Genomic DNA, 20,816 nt, shown 5'->3' on the forward strand with positions numbered 1-20,816 from the left:
CGCCTGCTACCGGTTGAACTTCTGCAGCCAGCTGTTGCCGGGGACAGCCGCCGGGGCACTTCCGGTGGCGTCCGCCGTCGATTGCAGCGTTTCACCGGCCACGCCTGCAAGGACACCGGGAACGGTACCAACCACCGTGCTTGGCGCATCGAAACCACCGGGGGTGCCCTGTCCGGCGGCATGCTCCGGCTGCCCCGCAGCGCCCTCCTTTGCGGGGGCGGCAGCCCCGGCGTCGGCCTTTCCGGCACCCTCTGCGATACTCTGCCCCATGCGGACATGTCCGTTTGCCTTTCCGCCGGCACCGGGCACAGCCAGGATTTCCGCGGGCTCCGGGTTACTGCGGGAGACTGCGGGGTTGTCCGCCGCGCCGGCACTGGCGGGCGGGCTGCCGGCTGCTTCGCGGACGTCCGGTCCGGAATCTGCAGGCTGACCTGCTTCCCCTGGGTTGCCGGGCACGGCTTCCGGCCTGCCGGGCATGGCTTCCGGCCGCACCGAACCGGCGGCCTGCGGCACGGGAAGGCTCCAGCCGGGCGCCCAGTTGCTGAGCAGATGCTGGATGGAAAGACTCCCAGGCTGTCCGGGAGGAGGCGAGCTGGCAGCGACTCCGCCCGCGCCCATTCCCATCCCGGCGATCAGGGCGATGCCCACCACCGTTGGGCGGCGGGCGCGCAGCCAGCGGCGACGGGCCAGCTCGTCGCCGGCAGATCCTCCGCCGTCTTCTGCCAGCAGCGCGGCAAGGTCGCCGGATGGAGCCGGTGCGGGCAGCGATGCCAGGGCTCCCAGCGACAGGAGGGCGGAACGAAGCCTGTCCTCCTGCCCCAATCCGGCATCGAGAAGCATCTCGTCCACGAGGTCCGGCAACACGTTGGCGTGCGGTGTCATGGCCCCAGATACTCCTTCACGGCCGAAAGTTCGCGGAGCTTGCCCAGTGCCCGCCGTTGGAGCTGCTTCACCGCCCCCGGGCTTTTGCCCAGGGTCTGCGCTGCCTGCTCCACTGTGAGTCCCGCCACGAGACGCAAGGACAGAACCTCGCGCTGGTCCCCGGGCAACCCGTCCAGCAGGGCCAGGACCTCTTGCGGGGAAATGCGTTCGAGCGCTTCGGCTTCGGCAGAGGAGTCTTCCCGCAAGTCCAGCCCGGGCTCGAAGGGCAGCCTGGCGGGCATCCGGCTTTGGCGGCGGTGGTCGTCAACCATCCGGGCATGGGCCACCGAGAAGATCAAGGTACGGAGCCCGGCGGAACCGCCGTGGATGGAGCCAAGGCGCGGCAGGACGGCCAGGAACACTTCCTGCATGGCCGCCTCCGGATCCTCGACGCCCCGGGCAGTGAGATAGCCGAGGACTTGTGACGCATACGTGCGGTAGACAGCGCTGAATCCGGATGATCCGGCGTCCTGGTCCCCTGGGGCCAGGTCAGTCAGTGCGTCAGTCACGGACGTAGTGCTTTCAGTCAAAGAGAGGTGGCGTGAAGGATCAGGCTCCACTGCTTGGAATGCCTTTTCCCCGGATCACTTTACCCCTCGGTAACCACCGTCCGGGTGCGCCACGCGTTGTTGCGGCAGCAGGTGCCTTCCGGACCAAAAATGAAAGAGCCGGCCTGGAACGTGATGGGGGACAAGTTCCAGACCGGCGCTACATAGGGGTAATCGCTTGGGGCACGCCAAGGGTTACGCCCGGAGGCAGAAAACTTTAAGGAATTTTCCCGCCCGCTTCAGCGGGCGGCTGCGGTGATCCAGCGGGGCCGGCTTACCTGCCGGCGTGGGCCTGTGGCCAGGCTGAAAGTGTGGGCGTTCGCGGCTGCCCGCCGGTCGTCGCAGTCATCCTGGACGGCTGAGGCGGCCTGAACGGTTGCAGCGGCCTGAACGGTTGCGGCGGCCGACGACTGAACTGCAGCAGGGGCCTGGCGTGCCACAGCGCCGGCGGGGCAGAGATCCGTTACCAGTCCTGTGCCTGCGCATTCCCTGACGGCGGCGATGCCGGCTGCGAGGGAGGACTTGCTGTCGAAGGGGCCGGAAACGGCCATGATGGTGCCGTCCGGAGCAAGGAGGCGGAACCTGAAAAAGGAATCGTGGTCAACAAACGCTTCGAACTTTCCGGCCATAACTAATCCTTCCGTTCTGCGGGTCCTTGTCCGGAGGCGCCGTTGCCACCGGCCGGTCCGGGCGCATCACTGCCCGTTATTCCCGCGGGTCTGGTCGAACGATTGGTGATCTGGTCACCGGGTGTACCTAAGAGTCTCGCCCGTAGGCCAGCGGCGCCGCAAGACCTGGGGCGTTAACCCTGTGTAAATTGCTGTCATTTTCCTGCCCAACGCAAGCGGCGGGCCACCTTTGAAGGTGGCCCGCCGTCGTCGTCCCCCACCCGCTCCCTAGCCGGCGTGGGCCCATGTCAGTCGTTGATGAGGTCGTTCACCACGATGGTCTGGTCCCTGTCCGGGCCGACGCCGATGGCGGAAAACCGCGTACCGGACAGCTTTTCGAGGGCCAGTACGTAGTTGCGGGCATTCTCCGGCAGGTCCGCCAGTGTGCGAGCCCCGGTAATGTCCTCGGTCCAGCCCTCGAAGTACTCGAAGATGGGTACGGCGTGGTGGAACTCGGTCTGCGTCATGGGCATCTCGTCGTGGCGGACGCCGTCCACGTCGTAGGCCACGCAAACGGGGATCTGCTCGATGCCGGTGAGCACGTCCAGCTTGGTGACGAAGTAGTCCGTGAAGCCGTTGACGCGGGAGGCGTGGCGGGCCAGGACGGCGTCGTACCAGCCGCAGCGGCGCGGCCGGCCGGTGTTGACGCCGAATTCGCCGCCGGTCTTTTGCAGGTACACGCCCATCTCGTCGAACAGTTCGGTGGGGAACGGCCCGGCGCCAACGCGCGTGGTGTACGCCTTGATGATGCCGATGGAGCGGGAGATGCGGGTGGGACCGATGCCCGAGCCCACCGAGGCGCCGCCGGCGGTGGGGTTGGAAGAGGTGACGAAGGGGTAGGTGCCGTGGTCAACGTCCAGGAAGGTGGCCTGGCCGCCTTCCATCAGCACTACCTTGCCCTCGTCCAGCGCGGTGTTCAGGACCAGCGTGCTGTCGATGACCAGCGGGCGGAGCCGTTCGGCGAAGGACAGGAAGTACTCCACGATCTCGTCCACCACCACGCCGCGCCGGTTGTAAATCTTGACCAGGAGTTCGTTCTTCTGACGCAGCGATCCTTCCACCTTCTGGCGCAGGATCGATTCGTCAAAGACGTCCTGGACGCGGATGCCCAGGCGGGCCACCTTGTCCATGTAGGCGGGGCCAATGCCGCGGCCGGTGGTCCCGATGGCGCGGCTGCCGAGGTAGCGTTCCGTCACCTTGTCCAGCACCTGGTGGTACGGGGCCACGAGGTGGGCGTTGGCGGAGACACGGAGCTTGGAGGTGTCGGCGCCGCGCGCCTGGAGGCCCTCAATTTCCTGGAAGAGTGCCTCAAGGTTAACCACGCAGCCGTTGCCGATGATGGGGACGGCGTTGGGGCTGAGGATGCCGGCCGGAAGCAGCTTGAGTTCGTATTTTTCACCGCCTACGACGACGGTGTGCCCGGCGTTGTTGCCGCCGTTCGGTTTGACGACATAGTCAACGCGGCCGCCCAGAAGGTCGGTAGCCTTGCCTTTTCCTTCGTCGCCCCACTGGGCTCCTACGATCACAATTGCTGGCATGGGATCCTCCCCCATTCGTTCGGGCTGCCCGGCCCGGCCACAGCGTGGCAGGCCTGTACAGCGCCGTTCATGAGAATGCCCCGAATCGACCGGCCTTCACCGGTCCGCGGGGCGGCACAGCGAAGCAAGAGTTCCGGGGCTCTTACCACCCAAGTTTAGCCGATAGGCGACTTTATCCACCCGCCGTGCCGCCGCGGTCCTTCTTGCTGAGTAAAAGGACTCCGCAAGGGACCGCAGCGGCCTTCGGCAGCTGCTACTCGCCGTCGGCCTCCTCGCCCGGGCGGGAGGTCTGGGTGGCGAGGCTGTCCCAGAAGGAGGTGTCGGCGTCGGCAATGGACCCGTCAGCGATGGCAGCAGCCGTGGCAGTGAGAGTGGTGACCGTCTGCTTGATCAGGTACCCGTTGCTGCGGAGCCCCAGGGCGTAGCCGTCCAGGTAGTGGTCCGACATGCCGCGCATCTCGAACAGCAGGGTTGCGATGCCATATTCGACGGCGATGCCGTTGCGGCTGATGGTTTCGGCGCTGCCGCCCACGTACTTGCCAAGGTGGCCCCAGCCAGTGGAATCGACGTTGTTGAACACCACGGCGCCAAGCTGCTTGGACTTCTGTACAACTGCAGGATCGGCGTTGGGCGTGGTGGGGTAAAGGATGGAGCCGGAGACAAGCTCGCCGTCACGCTCGCTGCGGGTGCCCTGGTGGTGGAGGTCGATCATGTAGTCGACCCCGTACTTGCGCATCACATTGTTGTGCAGCGCCTGGGTTTCGGGCTGGACCTTGTCCACGTGGTCCCGGTTGAGGTCCACTTCTTCGGCGTTGTAGCGGGTCATGTTGCGGTCACCCTTGGCCTGGTAGCCGTCAAGGGAGAAGTTGACGTCACCCATGGCACCGTCTGCGTTCAGCATGGGAACGATGAGGATGTTGACTCCATCCAGGATGTCCCCTGACTTTGCGGTGCCAAGGTGCTTGACAAATTCCAGGGCGCCTTCGGTGGTGAGCTGCTCATTGCCGTGCTGCTGTGTCAGGTAGAGGATGGTGGGCTTGGCCGGATCCGAGATGTACTTGACCAGGTGGATGTCCCGGCCCTTGACCGTCTGGCCGATGACTTCAAGTTCCATGGCCTGCTGGCGGTCGTCCTGGTCTTTGAGGAATGACACCATCTGGTCGTACGTGGCCAGCTTAGAGGTGGTGATCTGGCCGTTCCCGTCGTAGTTGGGCCCTTCGCCTACGGCCATCGCCGGTGCCGGAACGGTCGCTGCTGCCAGGGCCAGGGCTCCGGTTGCGGCGAGGGTCCTGAAAGTTGCCAGGGTTTTTCTCACGGTGCGTTACCTCTTTCGAGTGCATTGGGTGCGTGCAGGCCGCCATGTCCCCCATTGCGGCCTGTGACAAGAGCCAACCAAGCTGGACGAAAGCTGTCAATGGATATAACAGATCCCGGCATGCAGTTATTACGATCCGGAACGTGCGCCATCGCACGCCCGATACTTGCCCCCGGAAGCGCCGGCCCCGCGTTTCGCTTCCCTGGGCTTGCTAAACTGGTCAAGGCCGACCCGGAATCGGCCCACCCCATTTCAACCACCTCGGATGTATTGCGCCATCGTGCGCCCATTTTCGCGGTGGCAGCAACACCAATCCCCGCAGGAGACCCAGCCCTACATGACCGCACTGGCACCCGAATCCTTCCATGAGCAGCTTCTGAGCCGCCGCTACGAACCCAATGTTGCCGCCGTCAACGAGCTGTGCGATTCCCTGCAGGAGGCAAAGCCCGGCACGGTAGTGCCCTACGTTGATCCCATGCACGACGTGGATGAGTGCAGGATCATCAGCCTGTATTCGAATATCGGCGAGGCCGACAAGTCCGGCTTCATCACGCCCGGCGACGCCGACGCCGCCACCCGGATGCTCGGTATCCAGTGGAAACTGGGCCTCCGCCCGGAGTACGTGATGCCCTGGAACGTCCACCCCTGGCACACCCCCGGTGAGCCGAACGGGAAATTCACCCCGGACCAGGTATCCGCCGGCCTGAAGCCGCTGCTCAAGTTCCTGGCCGTGGTTCCCCGCGCTTCGGTGATCGTGGCGCACGGCACCGAAGCCAACCGCCTGGCCAACCTGCTGCTGAAGACCGAAGTTCCGCTGCTCTGGCGCCGCGGCCTGAAGACTTACAAGGTACGCTCCCTCAGCGGCCGCGCCTTCGCCGGTTCGCCCGCACGCCAGGAGGAATACCTCGAGGCCATGCGCGTGGCCTACGCCGATGCAATGGCGCGCACGGGACTCCAGAAGTCCTGACTGTAACGACGACGGCCGGTCACCTTTTCGAAAAGGTGACCGGCCGTCGTCGTACTTAAACAAACGCGGGGTCACATCCGGCCCATCTTTCCGATGGAATTGGGCCGGATGTGACCCCGCGCTGCTGTCTACTTCGCTTCGATGGCTGCCTTCGCTGCCGGATCGGAGTCGTTCAGGAACTTCTCAATCCGCTCCGGCTCTTCTGCCTCGCCGATGGCAGCCGACGCCCGGCCCAGCGAATACAGTGCCCGCAGGAAGCCGCGGTTGGGCTCGTGCTCCCAGGGGATCGGGCCCACGCCGCGCCAGCCGTTGCGGCGCAGCGAGTCCAACCCACGGTGGTAGCCCACGCGCGAGTAGGCGTAGGAGTCGATGGTGCGCCCCTCATCCCAGGCCTCTTCCGCAAGCAGGGCCCACAGCAGCGAGGACGTGGGGTGCTTGGCCACGAGGTCCAGGGGCTCCTGGCCGGCGTCCAGCTGCTGGTTGACCTCGGTCTCGGCAGGCAGGAGCGTGGGCTCGGGGCCCATGAGGTTCCGGCGGAACTCGTCGGACATTCCTAGAAGGTCTTTCCGGCTGAACCGAGCTGCTTGGTGGCCTCGACCACGCGGGCTGCGAGGCCGGCTTCAGCAGATGCACCCCAGACGCGCGGGTCGTAAGTCTTCTTGTTGCCTACTTCGCCGTCAACCTTCAGGACGCCGTCGTAGTTGCGGAACATGTGGTCCGCCACCGGACGCGTGTAGGCGTACTGGGTGTCGGTGTCGATGTTCATCTTGATGGTGCCGTAGGAGACGGCGTCCGCGATTTCCTGGTCCGAGGAGCCGGAGCCGCCGTGGAACACAAGGTCGAACGGGCTGTCCTTGCCGATCTTGGCGCCCACCTGGGCCTGGATGTCCTTGAGGATCTCCGGGCGGAGCTTCACGCCACCGGGCTTGTACACGCCGTGGACGTTTCCAAAGGTCAGCGCCGTGATGTAGCGGCCGTTCTCGCCGGCGCCGAGTGCCTCGATGGTAGCGAGGGCGTCCTCAACCGTGGTGTACAGCTTTTCGTTGATCTCGTTCTCAACGCCGTCCTCTTCGCCACCCACGGTGCCGATTTCGACCTCAAGGATGATCTTGGCGGCAGCGGTGCGCTCCAGCAGCTCGCGGGCGATGCGGAGGTTCTCCTGCAGGGTTTCTGCGGAGCCGTCCCACATGTGGGAGTTGAACAGCGGGTTGCGCCCGGCCTTGACCTCAGCCTCGGAGGCTGCCAGCAGCGGCAGGACGAAGCTGTCCAGCTTGTCCTTGGGGCAGTGGTCCGTGTGCAGGGCGATGTTCACGTTGTAGTTCTTGGCCACTTCGCGGGCGAACGCGGCGAAGCCCAGGGAACCAGCCACCATGTCCTTGGTGGAGGCGCCGGACCAGTACGCCGCACCGCCGGTGGAGACCTGGACGATGCCGTCGGACTCAGCTTCGGCGAAGCCGCGCAGGGCTGCGTTCAGCGTCTGCGAGGACGTCACGTTCACGGCCGGGAATGCGAAGCCGCCCGCCTTTGCGCGGTCGATCATCTCGGAGTAGATCTCTGGGGTTGCAATGGGCATGCTGACTCCTATGCTGAGGTTCGTCTGTGGGCTGGTAACCCTGGAGTACCGCTTACGGCTAGCACCATCCTAGTCAGTTCCGCGCGGAGAGTGCTCCGGGTTACGCCCCACCCGCACCCTCGCCTCGCACGCTCGGCCAGGGAACCCTGCGGGCGTGGGCCCACCACCCGCACCCTCGCCTCGCACGCTCGGCCAGGGAACCCTGCGGGCGTGGGCCCACCACCCGCACCCGCACGCGCCGGCGAAGCTACACGTGCTGGTTGAAGACGTGGCGGCGCACCCAGGCGTGCATGGCGATCGCGGCGGCGGAGGCTGCATTGATGGACCGGGTGGAGCCGAACTGCTCGATGGACAGGGTGGCGACGGCGGCCTCATGCACCTCGGGGGTCAGGCCCGGGCCCTCCTGCCCGAAGACCAGCACGCAGTCCTTGGGCAGTTCGTAGGTTTCCAGCGGCACGGAGTCGGGGAAGATGTCGATTCCGATGATCGCCAGCCCCTCCCCCTGCGCCCAGGCGACGAAATCTTCAACAGTGGGATGGTGGCGGACGTGCTGGTAGCGGTCGGTGACCATGGCACCGCGCCGGTTCCACCGCCGTCGGCCGATGATGTGCACTTCCTTCGCGAGGAAGGCGTTGGCCGTGCGCACCACCGTGCCGATGTTGAGGTCGTGCTGCCAGTTTTCAATAGCCACGTGGAAGTTGTGGCGCCGCGAGTCCAGCTCAGCGACGATCGCGTCGTGCTTCCAGTACCGGTACTTGTCCAGCACGTTCCGCCGGTCGCCGTCAGCGAGGAGGTCAGGGTCCCAGTGGTCGCCTTCGGGCAGTTCGCCTTCCCAGGGCCCGACGCCGACCTCCGCCTTTTCGGGCGCGGTTTCGTCCGGCTCGGGGTGGGGTTCGGACGTCATACCGGGCGTTTGGTTCACCCCTCAACACTAGACTGGACCTTTCGGGCTTTCATCACGGGCGAAGAGGTAGGCATGGCAGAAGCGGACAAGGTTGCAGGCAATCAGGCGGTGTACCGCAGCGGCCAGGAGATCGAGTGCTGGCTGACGGACATGGACGGGGTCCTGGTCCACGAGAACCAGGCAGTGCCGGGCGCCGCTGAACTCATCCAGCGGTGGGTGGACACGTCCAAGCGCTTCCTGGTGCTCACCAACAACTCCATTTTCACGCCGCGCGACCTGGCGGCGAGGCTGAAGGCTTCCGGGCTCGAGGTTCCGGAAGAGAACATCTGGACCTCCGCCTTGGCCACCGCCCAGTTCCTGAAGGACCAGGTGCAGGGGTCCGGATCGGGCAACCGCGCTTACACCATCGGCGAGGCAGGGCTGACGACGGCGCTGCACGAGGCTGGTTTCATCCTCACCGACCAGGATCCCGACTTTGTGGTTCTCGGCGAGACGCGCACATATTCCTTCGAGGCCATCACCACGGCCATCCGCCTGATCCTGGCCGGGGCACGGTTTATCGCCACGAACCCGGATGCCACCGGCCCCTCCAAGGATGGGCCCATGCCGGCCACCGGAGCGATAGCAGCACTCATCACCAAGGCCACCGACCGGGAACCCTACATCGTGGGTAAGCCCAACCCGATGATGTTCCGCTCGGCAATGAACCAGATCGATGCACACTCGGAGACCACCGCCATGATCGGTGACCGGATGGACACGGACATCATCGCCGGCATGGAAGCGGGGCTGCACACTGTCCTGGTCCTGAGCGGCATCACCCAGCGCGAAGAGATCGGTTCGTACCCGTTCCGGCCCAACCAGGTGCTGAACTCCGTGGCGGACCTGAAGAACCAGATCTAGCTAGAAGACCGTCACCCGGGATCCGCCGCGGGGCAACGGGAAGTTCTCGTCCAGGAGCTGTTGCAGGATGGGCCGGTAGACAGTCGGGTTCCAGCCCGGGCTGGCGTGCGCCGGAAGAGCACCCTCGGTCTGCAGATCGCTGGAGACCATGTTCGCCTTGAACGCTACCGCCCAGGCCTCAGCCGCCGTCTGGTAACGGACGGTGCGGTCCCGGGGATTGCCGATGTAGGCCATTTTGGCGCTGCCCAACCTGTCCACGAACCGCGTGCCCTCGAAGTGGTAGATGTACGCGGACTCGGACTGGATGAGCAGGTTGGACGGGGCGATCGGGGACAGCTGTTCGAGCGTCTGGTCAAGAATCTGGCGCCAGGTCCTTTCGTCCTTGTGGATGACCCGCTCCCCCAGTTCGTATCCGCCGCGCAGGGTGGACGGGAACCGGATGCCGCGCTCGTAAAGGAACACCACGCCGTCGAACCAGCTTTGGTCCAGCACGTCATGCTTGCTGTAGGGGCTGGAATCCAGCACGATGAACTCCACCTGCACCCCGTGGATTTCAAGCAGCCGGGCGGCCACCTGCGTCGCCACCATCCCGCCGAAGCTGTGGCCGTAGAAGAACAGTTTGGTGAGCTTTTGCGCTCGGACGTATTCGATGATGGAGATGACCAGCCCATCGACGTCCAGCCCCTGGTTTGAATAGCCGACGGCGGCAAGCCGGGCACACTTGTTCAGCGCGCCGCGGAGGGAGTTCAGGATCCACTGTGCCTCCTCCCAGCTGGTTTTGTACCCGGGGAAAAGGAACCAGCTGGCGTCCGGGTAGTAGGCGTCGGCGAAATCGTCCGGCATAGTGAGGATCCTGTTGGACCGGCGCTGCGACTGCACCTCGCGGGTGAGCAGCATGTCTGCGGCGAGCACGCCGGAGGCTCCGGCGCCGGTTAGGAAAGCCCGCCGCGAAAACTGTTTGAGGGCAGCGGCTTCCGCCAGCAGCCGGGCTCCGGAAGCCCCCCGCCTGTCCTGCGGACTCGTGTCCCCCTCATACGGCACACCCCTACCGTAGGCACAAGGGAAGACGCCGCCGCAAGCAGGCGGCGGTAACCATTCAGTGACGCCTGGTCAGTCAGTAGGGGTGTTCAGCTGGCGGCCTGGCCTTCCGTTGCGGGAAAAGGGCTGAAGGTGTCCTGCTGGCGCCGGGTGATCTCCCGGCCGATGTCCTCGTACCGGCCCAGCAGGTCCGAGCCGGCGAACGCCCCCGGGTTGTCCAACAGGGTGAAGAGTGTGTCGCTGGCCAGCAACAGTTCCTCATCCGAATACTCCTGCAGCGCCCGGCCGCCCCACGCCCCGAGGCCTGCGAGTTCCAGGGACTGCCCCTCATCGAGGCCCGGCATGGCTGCCGCCGATTCGATGGCATCAAGTTCAACAAAGGAATTAGCTTCTGCAAAGGAGAGAACCGAAAGGGCGTCCGTAACCGTCAGCAGTTCTTCATCCGGGGACCCGTCGTCGGAAGGCGAAAGGTCCAGCGATACGCCGGCGCCGTGGATTCCCATCAGGGTGCTGGCATCGATGGCGTTGAGGTCCTGGCGAAGGCCTGCCAGGGCGGAGGACTCTACGAGCACAGCCCGTGACAGCTCAACGCGGATGTGGGAACGGATGCCCATGCTCCGGATACGCCGGACGATCTGGACGAGACCGGGGCGGGAATCCTGGTTGAGAATTCCCTGGACGTCGATGCGGACAACGTCGGCAGGGACATCAAGGTTAACGAGGGCGTTCAGTGCGCGGTCCATAGGTACTCCAAAAAAGGGTGTCTATGGCCGACGGCTCAACCTCCGCAAGCCTAACCTCCCGCAGAGTCCCGCACAAGCGGTGCCCTACGCTGTCTGGTCCGCCTGCAGCTGCCCGGGCTCCTGGAAATGGGTGCGGGTTCCAGTTCCGCCGACGGAATCCACGAGGGACTTGGCGATCTCCCGCAGCTTGGTGTTGCTGTTGCTGGCAGCCTCAGTAAGGATACTGACCGCAGCCTCCTGGCTGCACCGGTTCTGGGCCATGACGATGCCGATGGCAATGTCGATGATGGTCCGGGATTGCAGGGTGGCCCGGAGATTGGCCGCGCTGTCGGAGTGAAGCGAGAACCGTACGGCCAGCCGGAGCGCCTGGGAAATCTCCCGGGTGAAGCCCCGCGCCTTGGCGGTGGCCTGGTCATCGAACTTGCGCGGGACGTCGGAATAAAGGTTCAAAGCCGCCTTGGCCTCGCCCTGGAGGTGGAACGGCAGGGAGAGCACTGACCGCAGCCCGTGCGAGGCTACTGCGGACGCATAGCCCGGTCCCCACCGGTTCTCTTCGAACAGGTCAGGAACATGGACTTCGCGTTCCTCTTTTGCGGCAGTAAGGCAGGGTCCCTGCGACAGCGAGTACTGGATTTCGTCCACTTCCCGGGCAGAATCACTGCTCCAGCCGATGGTGGCAGCCTTCCGGTCGCGCAGCAGGGTGATGCCACAGAGGGCATCGTCACCGCCGCCGGCCACCTGGTGTGCCGAGAACCGGGCGAGTTCGTTCAGGAAGGCCTCGAAGTCGGCGCTCTCGAGGATAAGGTTCTGGACCTGCTCGGTGGCGCTCAGGGGCTGTTCAAGGGGGAGCATTATGCACGTTCTCCGTACGGGAATGAGGGGATAACGCAAATGATAGAGGACACCCAGCCTAGATCCAACAATGCTGCCCGGGCAGTAGGGGTGCCGGACAGCATTGTGGTAGCGCTACGAAAGGCCCAGCTCGTCCTTGCCGAACGCAAACAGGTAGGGCACGCCCGTCTCGGCCTCGATCTTTTCCTTGGCGCCGGTGTCCCGGTCCACGATGACGGCAACCGCCACCACATTGCCCCCGGCCTTCCGGACGCCCTCCACTGCAGTCAGTGCTGACCCGCCGGTGGTAGAGGTGTCCTCCAGAACCAGCACCTTGCGGCCCTCCACCGAGGGGCCCTCCACCTGTCGGCCCATGCCGTAGGACTTCTGGGCTTTGCGGACCACAAAGGCGTCGACGGTACGGCCGGCGTCGCGGGCGGCATGCATCACTGCCGTACCCACGGGGTCGGCTCCCATGGTGAGCCCGCCGGCGCACTCAAAGTCGATGCCGGCGTCGTCCGCCAGGGCCAGCATGACCTGGCCCACCAGCTTCGAGGCCTCGTGGTGCAGGGTGATGCGGCGCAGGTCGATGTAGTAATCGGCTTCCGCTCCGCTGGAGAGGATCACCTTGCCGCGGACCACGGCAAGTTCCTTGATCAGTTCCAGCAGGCGGGCACGGGCGGCTGCAGCGTCTACTGCAGTGTCACTGGGGGAAGTCATGGTCTCCAGTTTAGTGTGGCCTGCCGGTGTGGATGCTTGAGCGCCGTTGACACTGCTGGCTAGGCTTGACCACATGCGCGAACTCCAGGCCAGGATCATTGAAGAAATGGGCGTACAGCCCCGGATCGACCCCGCCGGGGAGGTGCGCAAACGCGTCACTTTCCTGAAGGATTACCTCAAAGCCACCCATACCAAGGGTTTCGTCCTGGGCATTTCGGGCGGCCTGGACTCCTCGCTGGCCGGAAAACTGGCCCAGCTCGCCGTCGAAGAACTCGAGGCAGAGGGCGTGGACGCGAACTTCGTGGCCGTGCGCCTGCCGTACGGCGTCCAGCATGACGAGGAAGACGCCCAGGCTGCACTTGACTTCATCCAGCCCAAGACGGAGTGGACGTTCAACATCTCAGCTGCCGTGGACGGCTTCGAGGACGAGTTCGAAAAGACCGTGGGCTCTGAGATCTCCGACTTCCACAAGGGGAACACAAAGGCCCGCACCCGCATGATTGCCCAGTATGCGCTGGCCGGAGAACACAACTACCTGGTGATCGGCACAGACCACGGCGCGGAGTCTGTCACCGGCTTCTTCACCAAATATGGCGACGGCGGCGCAGACATCCTGCCGCTGTTCGGCCTGAACAAGCGGCAGAACCGTGCCTTGCTGGCCGAGCTTGGCGCCCCTGCCCGAGTGTGGGAAAAGGTGCCCACCGCTGACCTGCTGGATGACAGGCCCGGCCGCACCGACGAGGATGAGCTGGGCCTCAGCTACGACCAGATCGACGACTACCTGGAAGGCCGGGACGTTCCCGAATCGGTGGCCGAATCGATCGAAACGAAGTACCTGCGCACGCGGCACAAGCGCACCGTTCCCGTCACCATTTTTGACACCTGGTGGAAGGGTGAGGGCCCGGAGGAGCCCCGCGCCGGGCTGTAGACCAGCGGAATCACGACGGCGGGCCGTCCCAAAAAGGCGGCCCGCCGTCGTCGTCCCCGGACACAGCCGGGGAGACTCAGCGGGCCCGGCCGCCTGCCGCCTCCGCCCCCAGCTGCTGGGTGAGGCGGTGCGCCTCAGCCATCAGCAGATTGCCCAGCTCTTCCTGCCGTTCCGCCCGGAAACGCGGCTCGATGCCGGTCAGTGACAGCGCCCACGCCGGCCTGCCGGACTGATCGAACACGGCGGCGCCCATCCCCCAGCTGCCCTCGAGCACCAGCCCGGGGTTCACCGAATAACCCTTCAGCCTGGTCTGCGCGAGGTTGGCCCGGACAAGATCCTCCGGATGCCCTGCCGCGAACGCCCCGGCGTGCCCGGCCCAGTCACGCAGCAACTCCTCCTGTTCGGCCTCGGGCAGGAAAGCCAGGATCGCGGTGCCCGCCGAGGCGACCCCCAAAGGGAACCGGACGCCCTCGTGCAGCACAAAAGACCGCACCGGGAAGCTCCCCTCCTCCCGCCGCAGGCACACCGTTTCCGAACCACGGCGGATGGAGAAGAAGGCGCTCTCGCCGGTTGCCTCGGCAAGCCGGCGGAGGCTGGGCCGCGCAATGTCCGCCAGGGGGAAGCGGGCCGACGCCACCGACCCCATCAGGAAAATCTCCGGGCCCAGCACCCAGTTACCGCTGCCGGGATCGTGGTCCAGCAGGCCTTCGGAGGCCAGTGAGGACAACAGCCGGTGGACGGTGGGCCGGGTGAGGCCGGATTCGTTCACCAGGGCGGACAGGGGCATGCCGTCCGCGCTGCGCCCGACGAGCCGGAGCAGCCCTGCGATGCGGCTGACCACCTGGGCGCCCGGTATTGGGGAATTATTCACTTTCCTCCTCGTTTATCCACAATATGGACACCTATTACTCTACCGTCCACACTGTAAGAACGGCTCTTTCCGGTGCCGCTGCGTGTCTTGACAGCCCTCACAACCCGGCCGTAGGGTCCATAACCAGACCCATCGTCCACAAAGTGGACAATATCTGCGGGAACTCAACGAGGAGGCGCCATGTCCAAACTCCAGCCAGCTGCCGCCGTCGCCCTTGAAGGGGCGTTGCGGGATGGAATGACCCTTGCCGTGGGCGGGTTCGGCCTGAGCGGCATCCCGGCGGACCTCATTGAAGCTGTCCGGGACTCGGGTGTGAAGGACCTGACGGTGGTCTCGAACAATATGGGGGTGGACGGCAAGGGCCTCGGCATCCTGATCGAGGCGGGCCAGGTCCGGAAAGTCATTGCCAGCTACGTCGGTGAGAACAAGCTGTTCGCGGAGCAGTACCTCGCAGGAAAGCTGGAAGTCGAATTCACCCCGCAGGGTACGCTCGCCGAGCGCCTGCGGGCCGGCGGTGCCGGTATTCCCGCGTTTTACACCAAAACCGGTGTGGGCACCCTGGTTGCCGAAGGCAAGCCGCACGAGGTGTTCGACGGCGAAACGTACGTCCAGGAGCGCGCCATCCTTGCCGACGTCGCGCTGGTCCATGCCCACACCGCGGACACGGACGGAAACCTCATCTACCGCTACACCGCCCGGAACTTCAACCCGGTGGTGGCCACGGCAGGGCTCCTGACCATCGCCGAGGCTGAGGTGATTGTGGCACCGGGAGAACTGGATCCCAACCACATCGTCACTCCTGGCGTCTTCGTCCAGCGCCTGGTCCAGGCCACGGACCGGGTCAAGGACATCGAGCAGCGGACCGTGCGGCAGCGCCCTGTTTCCGCAGAAGCAGAAGCCCTGGCCGTCTGACCACCGAATACCCAGCGAAAAGGAGTACCCCATGGCCTGGACCAGGGATGAAATGGCCGCCATCGCGGCCGAGGAACTGAACGACGGCGACTACGTCAACCTGGGCATCGGCATTCCAACGCTGGTGGCCAACAACCTCCCCGACGGCGTCCGCGTTGTCCTGCAGAGCGAAAACGGGCTGCTGGGCATGGGGCCGTTCCCGTACGAGGGCGAGGAGGACGCCGACCTCATCAACGCCGGCAAGCAGACCGTCACGGTGCTGCAGGGCGGCAGCATCTTCGATTCCGCCACCTCTTTCGGAATGATCCGCGGCGGCCACGTCAAAGTGGCCATCCTGGGAGCCATGCAGGTTTCCGGCAGCGGCGACCTCGCCAACTGGACCATCCCCGGCAAGATGGTCAAAGGCATGGGCGGCGCCATGGACCTCGTGGCCGGAACACCCCGCGTGGTGGTCCTGACCGAACACAACGCCAAGGACGGCAGCGCCAAAATTGTCCGCGACTGCACCTTGCCTTTGACTGGCCTCGGAGTGGTGGACCGGATCATCAGCGACCTTGCGGTCTTTGACCTCATAAAGCGCGACGGCGGGGAGCGGCAGCTCACCCTGACCCGGCTGGCGCCCGGGGTCACCGTTGAGGAAATCCGGGAGAAGACGGAGGCGGAGTTCACTGTTGCCCTGGACGGATCCGCCGTCGGGGAATCCGGCGTCGGGGAATCCGCCCTGGAAGGAGCTACGGCATGAGCCTGCAGGAACAGTTCGGCAAGGATGTCCTGCTCACCGGCTGGGGACACAGCCGGTTCGGGAAGCTGACGGACGAGACCTTGGAGTCGCTGATAGTCCAGGTTGCCACCGAAGCCATCAGCAACGCCGGCATCGAGCCCGGCCAGATCGACGAGATTTTCCTGGGCCAGTTCAACTCCGGCATGATGCCGCTGGCGTTCCCGTCATCGCTGGCGCTGCAGGTTTCCCCCGATCTGGCCAATGTTCCGGCCACCCGGGTGGAGAACGCCTGTGCTTCGGGATCCGCCGCCTTCCAGCAGGGCACCAAGTCCCTGCTGGCCGGAACTGCGAAAACGGTGCTGGTGATCGGCGCGGAAAAGATGACCCATGCAGGAGCCGATGTTGTAGGCGCCGGCCTGCTGGGCGCCGACTACGACATGGCCGGCAAAGCATCCACCACCGGCTTCACCGGGCTGTTCGCCGAGGTGGCCAAGCACTACGAGAAGCGGTACGGCAGCGTTTCCGACGTCCTGGGCTCCATCGCCGCCAAAAACCACCGCAACGGCGTGGACAACCCCTACGCGCAGCTCCGCAAGGACCTCGGCGAGGAGTTCTGCCGCACGGTCTCGGACAAGAACCCCATGGTCGCCGACCCCCTGCGCCGCACGGACTGCTCTCCTGTGTCCGACGGCGCGGCCGCCGTCGTGCTGTCCACGTCCGCGACCGGCGGCGCGACTGCCCCGGTCAGGCTCGCCGGCTTTGGCCATGCCAACGACTTCTTCCCGGCCGCGCGGCGGGATCCGGTGGCCTTCAACGCCACCCGGGTGTCCTGGCAGCGGGCGCTGGCCATGGCAGGCGTCGGACTCGACGAGCTGGACTTCGCCGAAGTGCACGACTGTTTCACCATCGCCGAGCTGCTCATGTACGAGGCCATGGGCCTGACGGAGCCGGGCCAGGGCGCCCGCGCCATCGAGGAAGGCTGGGTGCACAAGGACGGCAAGCTGCCGATCAACGTCTCGGGCGGGCTCAAGGCCAAGGGCCACCCGGTGGGCGCCACCGGCGTCTCCCAGCACGTCATCGCCGCCATGCAGCTCACCGGCACCGCCGGGGACATGCAGCTGGCCGGCCCGCGCCGGGCCGCCGTCCAGAACATGGGCGGCGTGGGCATCGCCAACTACGTCAGCGTCCTCGAGGCCCTGTAGGGCCGCCGGGTTTCCCCACCTTTCGGGCACGACGACGGCGCGTCGCACCAAAAGTGCGGCGCGCCGTCGTCATTTCCGGCAAAAGGTGGGGAATCTCAGCGGGGCGGCAGCTGGAGGCCAGCCGTGGCTCGGATCAGGGCGGCAATCTCCGCGAACCCCAGCCGTTCGGCGTTCTGCAGGGCCGTCCGTCCCTCGGGGTCCCGGATGTTGGGGTCGGCGCCGGCGTCGAGGAGCAGCCGGACCACCTCCTGCTGCCTGGGCCCGCCGTTGTTCAGCAGGATGGCTTCCTGCATGGCGGTCCAGCCCAGGTTGTTGACATGGTTCACCGGGACCCCGGCAGCGATCAGGATCTGCACCGTTTCCACGTGGCCGTGTTCGCTGGCCGGGATCAGGGCTGTGCCGCCGTAGCGGTTGGTGCTTCTGACGTCTGCCCCCGCGGCCAGCGTCAACCGAAGCACCTCGTTGAACCCTTCGGCGCCCGCATAAAGGAACGCCGAATCCTGGATCGCGTCCTTGGTGTTGACGTTCCCGCCGCGCCCGACCAGCTCAGCGACGAGCGGCACGTTGTTGGCCTTGGCGGCGGTAATCAGTTCCTGGTCGAGCTGCGCCTGTTCTTCCGCGGAGAGGACTGGAGGGGCGGTTGACGGGTCAGGCGGCGGTGCGGTTGCCGGGGTTGGCTCCGCTTCCGTGCTGACGGCCGACGGCGGAGCTGACTGCGGCGGCTGCGTTTCCCCAGGTGCCAGCTGGCACGCGGCCAGGAAGACCGCCATGCCCCCTGCGGCAAGAAGTGCTGCCCCGCTGCGGCTCCACGTCATACGTGCAGCCTACTTTGCAGTCCCGGCAGCAGCGATGGCGTCAGCACCGGCGGTGGCGCAGGCTTCATCCAGGGCCCCGTCAGGAGCGCCGCCGACGCCGATCCCCGCCACGGACACACCGTTCACCTTCAGCGGGACGCCGCCTGCCAGGAAGAGGGTGCCGGGGAGGTCGGCGATGCTGGGGCCGTTTCCGTTGATCCGTTTGGCCAGTTCGCTGGTGGGGGCTCCAAAGGCAGCGGCAGTGTAGGCCTTCTGCTTTGCGGCCTCGATGGTGTGCTCGGCGGCGTTGTCGCCCCGCAGGAGCGCCTGCATGGTGCCGAAACGGTCCACCAGTGCCACAGTGACAAAGGGCAGCTTGTCCGCCTGGCACCTGGCCAGTGCGGCGGAGACTGCCTGTGCCGAGGCGCCCACGGAGATGCGGTTCTGCTGGACCACGTTCTCCGGCACGGGCTGGATGTCTGCGGCAGGGACGGCGCTCGGGGTGGAACTGGTGCCGGCATTGGCGGTGACAGTCGCGGCGGCGGTCAGGGCAAGGGCGCCGGCAGCGGCCACGGCGAATACTTTCGAGGACTTCTTCATGCTGATTCCTTTGGTTCTAAGCCCCAGCGGCGGTTCCGGGCCGGGTACCTTCCCATCCTGTCCAACGTCCGGGCGCCTGCCATCGGGCCTTTGGCGGGCGCCTCCTGCTCCGAAAGGCCAGCCGTATCAGCCAAAAGGCTGAGAGACGGAGCAGGGCCGCGGGCCATAGCATGGTGGCTAGCAACCCTCCTCCCGAACCGGACTTTCCATGCCTCCCCGAGCCACCACCAGCCACGCCGCCCCAGCCCCGGACCAGCGTGGTGCCGGGCCTGCCGGGACTGGCTCCTCAAACAACACCTTCCCGCGCCACCCCCGCCTCGGCAGGATCGACACCGCGGTACACCTTGGCTTCGGCGTCCTCCTGGTGGCATCGCTGGTCCGCTACGTGATGCGCCACAGCCCCGCAGACAACATCCTGGTTTTGTGCCTGGCCGCCGGCGCCTGCCTGCTGTATGTCGCCGTCGCCGTCCAGGCGGGGCGCGGCAGTCCGGGTGCTCCTTGGATGGCCGCCCTGGTAGGCGTATGGGCCGTCCTGGTCATCGCTGCTCCCAGCTTTGCCTGGTGCTCGTTCGCGCTCTTCTTCCTGTGCCGCAGCGTCTTCACTGGAGCTGCAGCTTACGTGGCGGCAGGTGTAACAGCAGGGGCTACCGCCGCCGGCCTGTTCAAGCTGAGTGAGGGCACCGACCTCGCCATGCTCCTGGGGCCGGTCGCCGTGGGTGTGATGCTGACCTTGGTTTATGACCGGATCCAGCACGACGCCGAGGAGCAGCGCCGCCTGCACGCGGAAGTTTCGCTCGCACAGGGACAGCTCGCGGCCAGCGAGCGCCGGGCCGGAACCATCGCCGAACGTGAACGCGTATCCCGGGAAATCCACGACACCGTCACCCAGGGGCTGGCCAGCAGCCTCCTCCTGCTGGAAGCGGCCGGCAGGGCGTGGCCGCGCGATGCAGCGAGGGCGGACCTTGCCCAGGCCACCGCGCTGCTGAGGGGCAACCTGTCCGAGACCCGGAACCTGGTCCATGAGCTCGCCTCCCCCGGGCTGGACGCTTCCCCATTGCCAGACGCCCTCCTGGTCGCAGCCAGGCAATACGTCCCGGCGGCCCGGCTCCTGGTCACCGGCGAACCACGGCCCGTGCCGGCTGACGTCCGGCACGCACTCCTGCGGGTGGTCCAGAGTGCGGCCTCGAACATCAAGCTGCACGCTGCCGCATCCACGGCCACTGTGACGCTCGGCTTCCTGCCGGACGCTGTCACGTTGGATGTATACGACGACGGCGCCGGCTTTGATCCGGCGGCCGCAGCACCGCCGTCGGACGCCGGAGGGTACGGCCTGCGCGCCATGCGGCAACGCGTGGAACAGCTGGGCGGCGTCTTCTCCGTGGAAAGCGCACCCGGCGAAGGAACCGTCGTCGCGGCCCAGCTGCCCGCTGCGGCAGAGCCGAAGAGCCCGGGAGGGGCCCTATGAGTGCCATCACTGTGTTATTGGTGGACGACCACCTCGTGGTGCGAAGCGGGCTGCGGGCCCTGCTCGGCACCCAGGCGGATATCGAAGTGGTGGCCGAGGCGGCGTCCGGCGAAGAAGCGCTGGAGCTGCTGGCGAAGCACCCGGTGTCCGTAGTGGTGATGGACCTCGCCATGGGTCCCGGGATGGACGGAATCGAAGCCATCCGAACGGTTCGGGAGCGCAACAAAAGGCAGGCCATCCTCGTGTTCACCACTTACGACTCCGACGCCGATATTGTCCGGGCAGTGGATGCCGGCGCCATGGGATACCTGCTGAAGGACGCCGCACCTGACGAAATTTTCGCGGCCATCCGCGGCGCCGTGCAGGGCAAAAGCGTGATGAGTGCGCCCGTGGCGTCCCGGCTTTTCCAGCAGCTGCGCAACCCGGACGAGATCCTGACGCCGCGCGAGGCCGAACTCCTCAGCCTCCTGACCGAGGGCCTCAGCAACCGCGAACTGGGGCAACGCCTCTTCATCTCCGAGGCGACGGTAAAGACCCACCTTGCGCACATTTATGCCAAGCTCGGGGTAGACACCAGGGCCGCTGCCATTGCCACCGCGATCCGCCGTGAGGGCATGCGCTGACGACACTTAAAATCCCGTTACCCTTGCAAGG

Annotated in this window: 23 protein-coding genes; 8 read left to right on the forward strand and 15 right to left on the reverse strand. The window is 65.9% G+C overall.

Annotated elements, in window-relative coordinates; genetic code table 11:
• Positions 1 to 6: 6 nt before the first annotated feature.
• From AC3A4Z_RS11685 to AC3A4Z_RS11705, 5 genes are all read right to left on the reverse strand, one after another.
• Complete coding sequence (locus tag AC3A4Z_RS11685; protein ID WP_498711682.1) at positions 7 to 882, reverse strand: hypothetical protein; 876 nt, start codon at positions 880 to 882, stop codon at positions 7 to 9.
• Positions 879 to 1,430, reverse strand: coding sequence for an RNA polymerase sigma factor (locus tag AC3A4Z_RS11690; RefSeq protein ID WP_498711683.1), 552 nt, complete (start codon positions 1,428 to 1,430; stop codon positions 879 to 881). The genes AC3A4Z_RS11685 and AC3A4Z_RS11690 overlap by 4 nt, the downstream gene beginning before the upstream one ends.
• A gap of 278 nt (positions 1,431 to 1,708) precedes the next feature.
• On the reverse strand, positions 1,709 to 2,098 hold the full coding sequence (locus tag AC3A4Z_RS11695; RefSeq protein WP_498711684.1) for a YegP family protein: 390 nt from the start codon (positions 2,096 to 2,098) through the stop codon (positions 1,709 to 1,711).
• Positions 2,099 to 2,385: 287 nt separating this feature from the next.
• Positions 2,386 to 3,675 (reverse strand): adenylosuccinate synthase, encoded by a 1,290-nt coding sequence (locus tag AC3A4Z_RS11700; RefSeq protein ID WP_050056492.1) that lies wholly within the window; start codon positions 3,673 to 3,675, stop codon positions 2,386 to 2,388.
• A 253-nt stretch (positions 3,676 to 3,928) separates the two neighbouring features.
• A complete protein-coding gene (locus AC3A4Z_RS11705; RefSeq protein ID WP_498711685.1) occupies positions 3,929 to 4,990 on the reverse strand; it encodes a M14 family zinc carboxypeptidase in 1,062 nt (353 codons plus the stop codon).
• A gap of 337 nt (positions 4,991 to 5,327) precedes the next feature.
• Here AC3A4Z_RS11705 and AC3A4Z_RS11710 point away from each other — a divergent pair, with 337 nt between their 5' ends.
• Positions 5,328 to 5,957: a uracil-DNA glycosylase family protein gene (locus AC3A4Z_RS11710; RefSeq protein ID WP_498711686.1), complete on the forward strand. Its 630-nt coding sequence runs from the start codon at positions 5,328 to 5,330 to the stop codon at positions 5,955 to 5,957.
• A 128-nt stretch (positions 5,958 to 6,085) separates the two neighbouring features.
• Here the strand turns inward: AC3A4Z_RS11710 and AC3A4Z_RS11715 are convergent, their stop codons facing one another.
• The 3 genes from AC3A4Z_RS11715 to AC3A4Z_RS11725 form a co-directional block, all read right to left on the reverse strand.
• Positions 6,086 to 6,508 carry a DUF3151 domain-containing protein gene (locus AC3A4Z_RS11715; protein ID WP_498711687.1) on the reverse strand — a complete coding sequence of 141 codons (423 nt, stop codon included), beginning with the start codon at positions 6,506 to 6,508 and terminating at the stop codon, positions 6,086 to 6,088.
• Between the two features lie 2 nt (positions 6,509 to 6,510).
• Positions 6,511 to 7,530, reverse strand: a complete 1,020-nt coding sequence (gene fbaA, locus AC3A4Z_RS11720; protein WP_498711688.1) for a class II fructose-bisphosphate aldolase — start codon at positions 7,528 to 7,530, stop codon at positions 6,511 to 6,513.
• A gap of 247 nt (positions 7,531 to 7,777) precedes the next feature.
• Positions 7,778 to 8,434, reverse strand: coding sequence for a TrmH family RNA methyltransferase (locus AC3A4Z_RS11725; protein WP_498711689.1), 657 nt, complete (start codon positions 8,432 to 8,434; stop codon positions 7,778 to 7,780).
• A gap of 72 nt (positions 8,435 to 8,506) precedes the next feature.
• Here AC3A4Z_RS11725 and AC3A4Z_RS11730 point away from each other — a divergent pair, with 72 nt between their 5' ends.
• On the forward strand, positions 8,507 to 9,337 hold the full coding sequence (locus AC3A4Z_RS11730) for an HAD-IIA family hydrolase (RefSeq protein ID WP_498711690.1): 831 nt from the start codon (positions 8,507 to 8,509) through the stop codon (positions 9,335 to 9,337).
• On the opposite strand, the gene AC3A4Z_RS11735 is transcribed toward AC3A4Z_RS11730, so the two are convergent.
• The 4 genes from AC3A4Z_RS11735 to pyrE all read right to left on the reverse strand — a co-directional run bounded on the left by AC3A4Z_RS11735 (position 9,338) and on the right by pyrE (position 12,669).
• Positions 9,338 to 10,378, reverse strand: a complete 1,041-nt coding sequence (locus AC3A4Z_RS11735) for an alpha/beta hydrolase (RefSeq protein WP_498711691.1) — start codon at positions 10,376 to 10,378, stop codon at positions 9,338 to 9,340.
• Between the two features lie 86 nt (positions 10,379 to 10,464).
• Complete coding sequence (locus tag AC3A4Z_RS11740) at positions 10,465 to 11,118, reverse strand: hypothetical protein (protein ID WP_498711692.1); 654 nt, start codon at positions 11,116 to 11,118, stop codon at positions 10,465 to 10,467.
• A gap of 84 nt (positions 11,119 to 11,202) precedes the next feature.
• Positions 11,203 to 11,970 (reverse strand): GAF and ANTAR domain-containing protein, encoded by a 768-nt coding sequence (locus AC3A4Z_RS11745; RefSeq protein ID WP_498711693.1) that lies wholly within the window; start codon positions 11,968 to 11,970, stop codon positions 11,203 to 11,205.
• A 114-nt stretch (positions 11,971 to 12,084) separates the two neighbouring features.
• A complete protein-coding gene (gene pyrE, locus AC3A4Z_RS11750) occupies positions 12,085 to 12,669 on the reverse strand; it encodes an orotate phosphoribosyltransferase (protein WP_498711694.1) in 585 nt (194 codons plus the stop codon).
• A gap of 73 nt (positions 12,670 to 12,742) precedes the next feature.
• Here pyrE and nadE point away from each other — a divergent pair, with 73 nt between their 5' ends.
• On the forward strand, positions 12,743 to 13,597 hold the full coding sequence (nadE, locus tag AC3A4Z_RS11755) for an NAD(+) synthase (protein ID WP_498711695.1): 855 nt from the start codon (positions 12,743 to 12,745) through the stop codon (positions 13,595 to 13,597).
• Between the two features lie 76 nt (positions 13,598 to 13,673).
• Here the strand turns inward: nadE and AC3A4Z_RS11760 are convergent, their stop codons facing one another.
• Positions 13,674 to 14,468: an IclR family transcriptional regulator gene (locus AC3A4Z_RS11760; RefSeq protein ID WP_498711696.1), complete on the reverse strand. Its 795-nt coding sequence runs from the start codon at positions 14,466 to 14,468 to the stop codon at positions 13,674 to 13,676.
• A 180-nt stretch (positions 14,469 to 14,648) separates the two neighbouring features.
• Between AC3A4Z_RS11760 and AC3A4Z_RS11765 the strand changes: the two genes are divergently transcribed.
• Genes AC3A4Z_RS11765 through AC3A4Z_RS11775 form a run of 3 tightly spaced genes read left to right on the forward strand, consistent with a single transcriptional unit; the run spans position 14,649 to position 17,303 of the window.
• A complete protein-coding gene (locus AC3A4Z_RS11765; protein WP_498711697.1) occupies positions 14,649 to 15,380 on the forward strand; it encodes a CoA transferase subunit A in 732 nt (243 codons plus the stop codon).
• A gap of 31 nt (positions 15,381 to 15,411) precedes the next feature.
• On the forward strand, positions 15,412 to 16,122 hold the full coding sequence (locus AC3A4Z_RS11770) for a 3-oxoacid CoA-transferase subunit B (protein WP_498711698.1): 711 nt from the start codon (positions 15,412 to 15,414) through the stop codon (positions 16,120 to 16,122).
• A complete protein-coding gene (locus tag AC3A4Z_RS11775; protein ID WP_498711699.1) occupies positions 16,119 to 17,303 on the forward strand; it encodes an acetyl-CoA acetyltransferase in 1,185 nt (394 codons plus the stop codon). Before AC3A4Z_RS11770 ends, AC3A4Z_RS11775 begins: the two co-directional genes overlap by 4 nt.
• A gap of 95 nt (positions 17,304 to 17,398) precedes the next feature.
• On the opposite strand, the gene AC3A4Z_RS11780 is transcribed toward AC3A4Z_RS11775, so the two are convergent.
• Positions 17,399 to 18,118 carry an ankyrin repeat domain-containing protein gene (locus AC3A4Z_RS11780; protein ID WP_498711700.1) on the reverse strand — a complete coding sequence of 240 codons (720 nt, stop codon included), beginning with the start codon at positions 18,116 to 18,118 and terminating at the stop codon, positions 17,399 to 17,401.
• Positions 18,119 to 18,127: 9 nt separating this feature from the next.
• Positions 18,128 to 18,697 carry a GlcG/HbpS family heme-binding protein gene (locus AC3A4Z_RS11785; RefSeq protein WP_498711701.1) on the reverse strand — a complete coding sequence of 190 codons (570 nt, stop codon included), beginning with the start codon at positions 18,695 to 18,697 and terminating at the stop codon, positions 18,128 to 18,130.
• Positions 18,698 to 18,905: 208 nt separating this feature from the next.
• Between AC3A4Z_RS11785 and AC3A4Z_RS11790 the strand changes: the two genes are divergently transcribed.
• Positions 18,906 to 20,162, forward strand: coding sequence for a sensor histidine kinase (locus tag AC3A4Z_RS11790; RefSeq protein WP_498711702.1), 1,257 nt, complete (start codon positions 18,906 to 18,908; stop codon positions 20,160 to 20,162).
• Positions 20,159 to 20,785, forward strand: a complete 627-nt coding sequence (locus AC3A4Z_RS11795) for a response regulator (RefSeq protein ID WP_498711703.1) — start codon at positions 20,159 to 20,161, stop codon at positions 20,783 to 20,785. Before AC3A4Z_RS11790 ends, AC3A4Z_RS11795 begins: the two co-directional genes overlap by 4 nt.
• Positions 20,786 to 20,816 lie beyond the last annotated feature (31 nt).

The sequence above is a fragment of the Arthrobacter sp. Soil_C_49 genome, from assembly GCF_057656635.1.

Bases quoted from the DNA above. Each gene is read 5' to 3' on its own strand.
- AC3A4Z_RS11765 (WP_498711697.1), top strand. From the start codon at position 14,649: ATGTCCAAACTCCAGCCAGCTGCCGCCGTCGCCCTTGAAGGGGCGTTG.
- AC3A4Z_RS11700 (WP_050056492.1), bottom strand. From the start codon at position 3,675: ATGCCAGCAATTGTGATCGTAGGAGCCCAGTGGGGCGACGAAGGAAAA.
- AC3A4Z_RS11710 (WP_498711686.1), top strand. From the start codon at position 5,328: ATGACCGCACTGGCACCCGAATCCTTCCATGAGCAGCTTCTGAGCCGC.
- fbaA (WP_498711688.1), bottom strand. From the start codon at position 7,530: ATGCCCATTGCAACCCCAGAGATCTACTCCGAGATGATCGACCGCGCA.
- nadE (WP_498711695.1), top strand. From the start codon at position 12,743: ATGCGCGAACTCCAGGCCAGGATCATTGAAGAAATGGGCGTACAGCCC.
- AC3A4Z_RS11785 (WP_498711701.1), bottom strand. From the start codon at position 18,697: ATGAAGAAGTCCTCGAAAGTATTCGCCGTGGCCGCTGCCGGCGCCCTT.
- AC3A4Z_RS11730 (WP_498711690.1), top strand. From the start codon at position 8,507: ATGGCAGAAGCGGACAAGGTTGCAGGCAATCAGGCGGTGTACCGCAGC.
- AC3A4Z_RS11695 (WP_498711684.1), bottom strand. From the start codon at position 2,098: ATGGCCGGAAAGTTCGAAGCGTTTGTTGACCACGATTCCTTTTTCAGG.
- AC3A4Z_RS11790 (WP_498711702.1), top strand. From the start codon at position 18,906: ATGCCTCCCCGAGCCACCACCAGCCACGCCGCCCCAGCCCCGGACCAG.
- AC3A4Z_RS11740 (WP_498711692.1), bottom strand. From the start codon at position 11,118: ATGGACCGCGCACTGAACGCCCTCGTTAACCTTGATGTCCCTGCCGAC.
- AC3A4Z_RS11795 (WP_498711703.1), top strand. From the start codon at position 20,159: ATGAGTGCCATCACTGTGTTATTGGTGGACGACCACCTCGTGGTGCGA.
- pyrE (WP_498711694.1), bottom strand. From the start codon at position 12,669: ATGACTTCCCCCAGTGACACTGCAGTAGACGCTGCAGCCGCCCGTGCC.
- AC3A4Z_RS11745 (WP_498711693.1), bottom strand. From the start codon at position 11,970: ATGCTCCCCCTTGAACAGCCCCTGAGCGCCACCGAGCAGGTCCAGAAC.
- AC3A4Z_RS11775 (WP_498711699.1), top strand. From the start codon at position 16,119: ATGAGCCTGCAGGAACAGTTCGGCAAGGATGTCCTGCTCACCGGCTGG.
- AC3A4Z_RS11685 (WP_498711682.1), bottom strand. From the start codon at position 882: ATGACACCGCACGCCAACGTGTTGCCGGACCTCGTGGACGAGATGCTT.
- AC3A4Z_RS11715 (WP_498711687.1), bottom strand. From the start codon at position 6,508: ATGTCCGACGAGTTCCGCCGGAACCTCATGGGCCCCGAGCCCACGCTC.
- AC3A4Z_RS11770 (WP_498711698.1), top strand. From the start codon at position 15,412: ATGGCCTGGACCAGGGATGAAATGGCCGCCATCGCGGCCGAGGAACTG.
- AC3A4Z_RS11725 (WP_498711689.1), bottom strand. From the start codon at position 8,434: ATGACGTCCGAACCCCACCCCGAGCCGGACGAAACCGCGCCCGAAAAG.
- AC3A4Z_RS11780 (WP_498711700.1), bottom strand. From the start codon at position 18,118: ATGACGTGGAGCCGCAGCGGGGCAGCACTTCTTGCCGCAGGGGGCATG.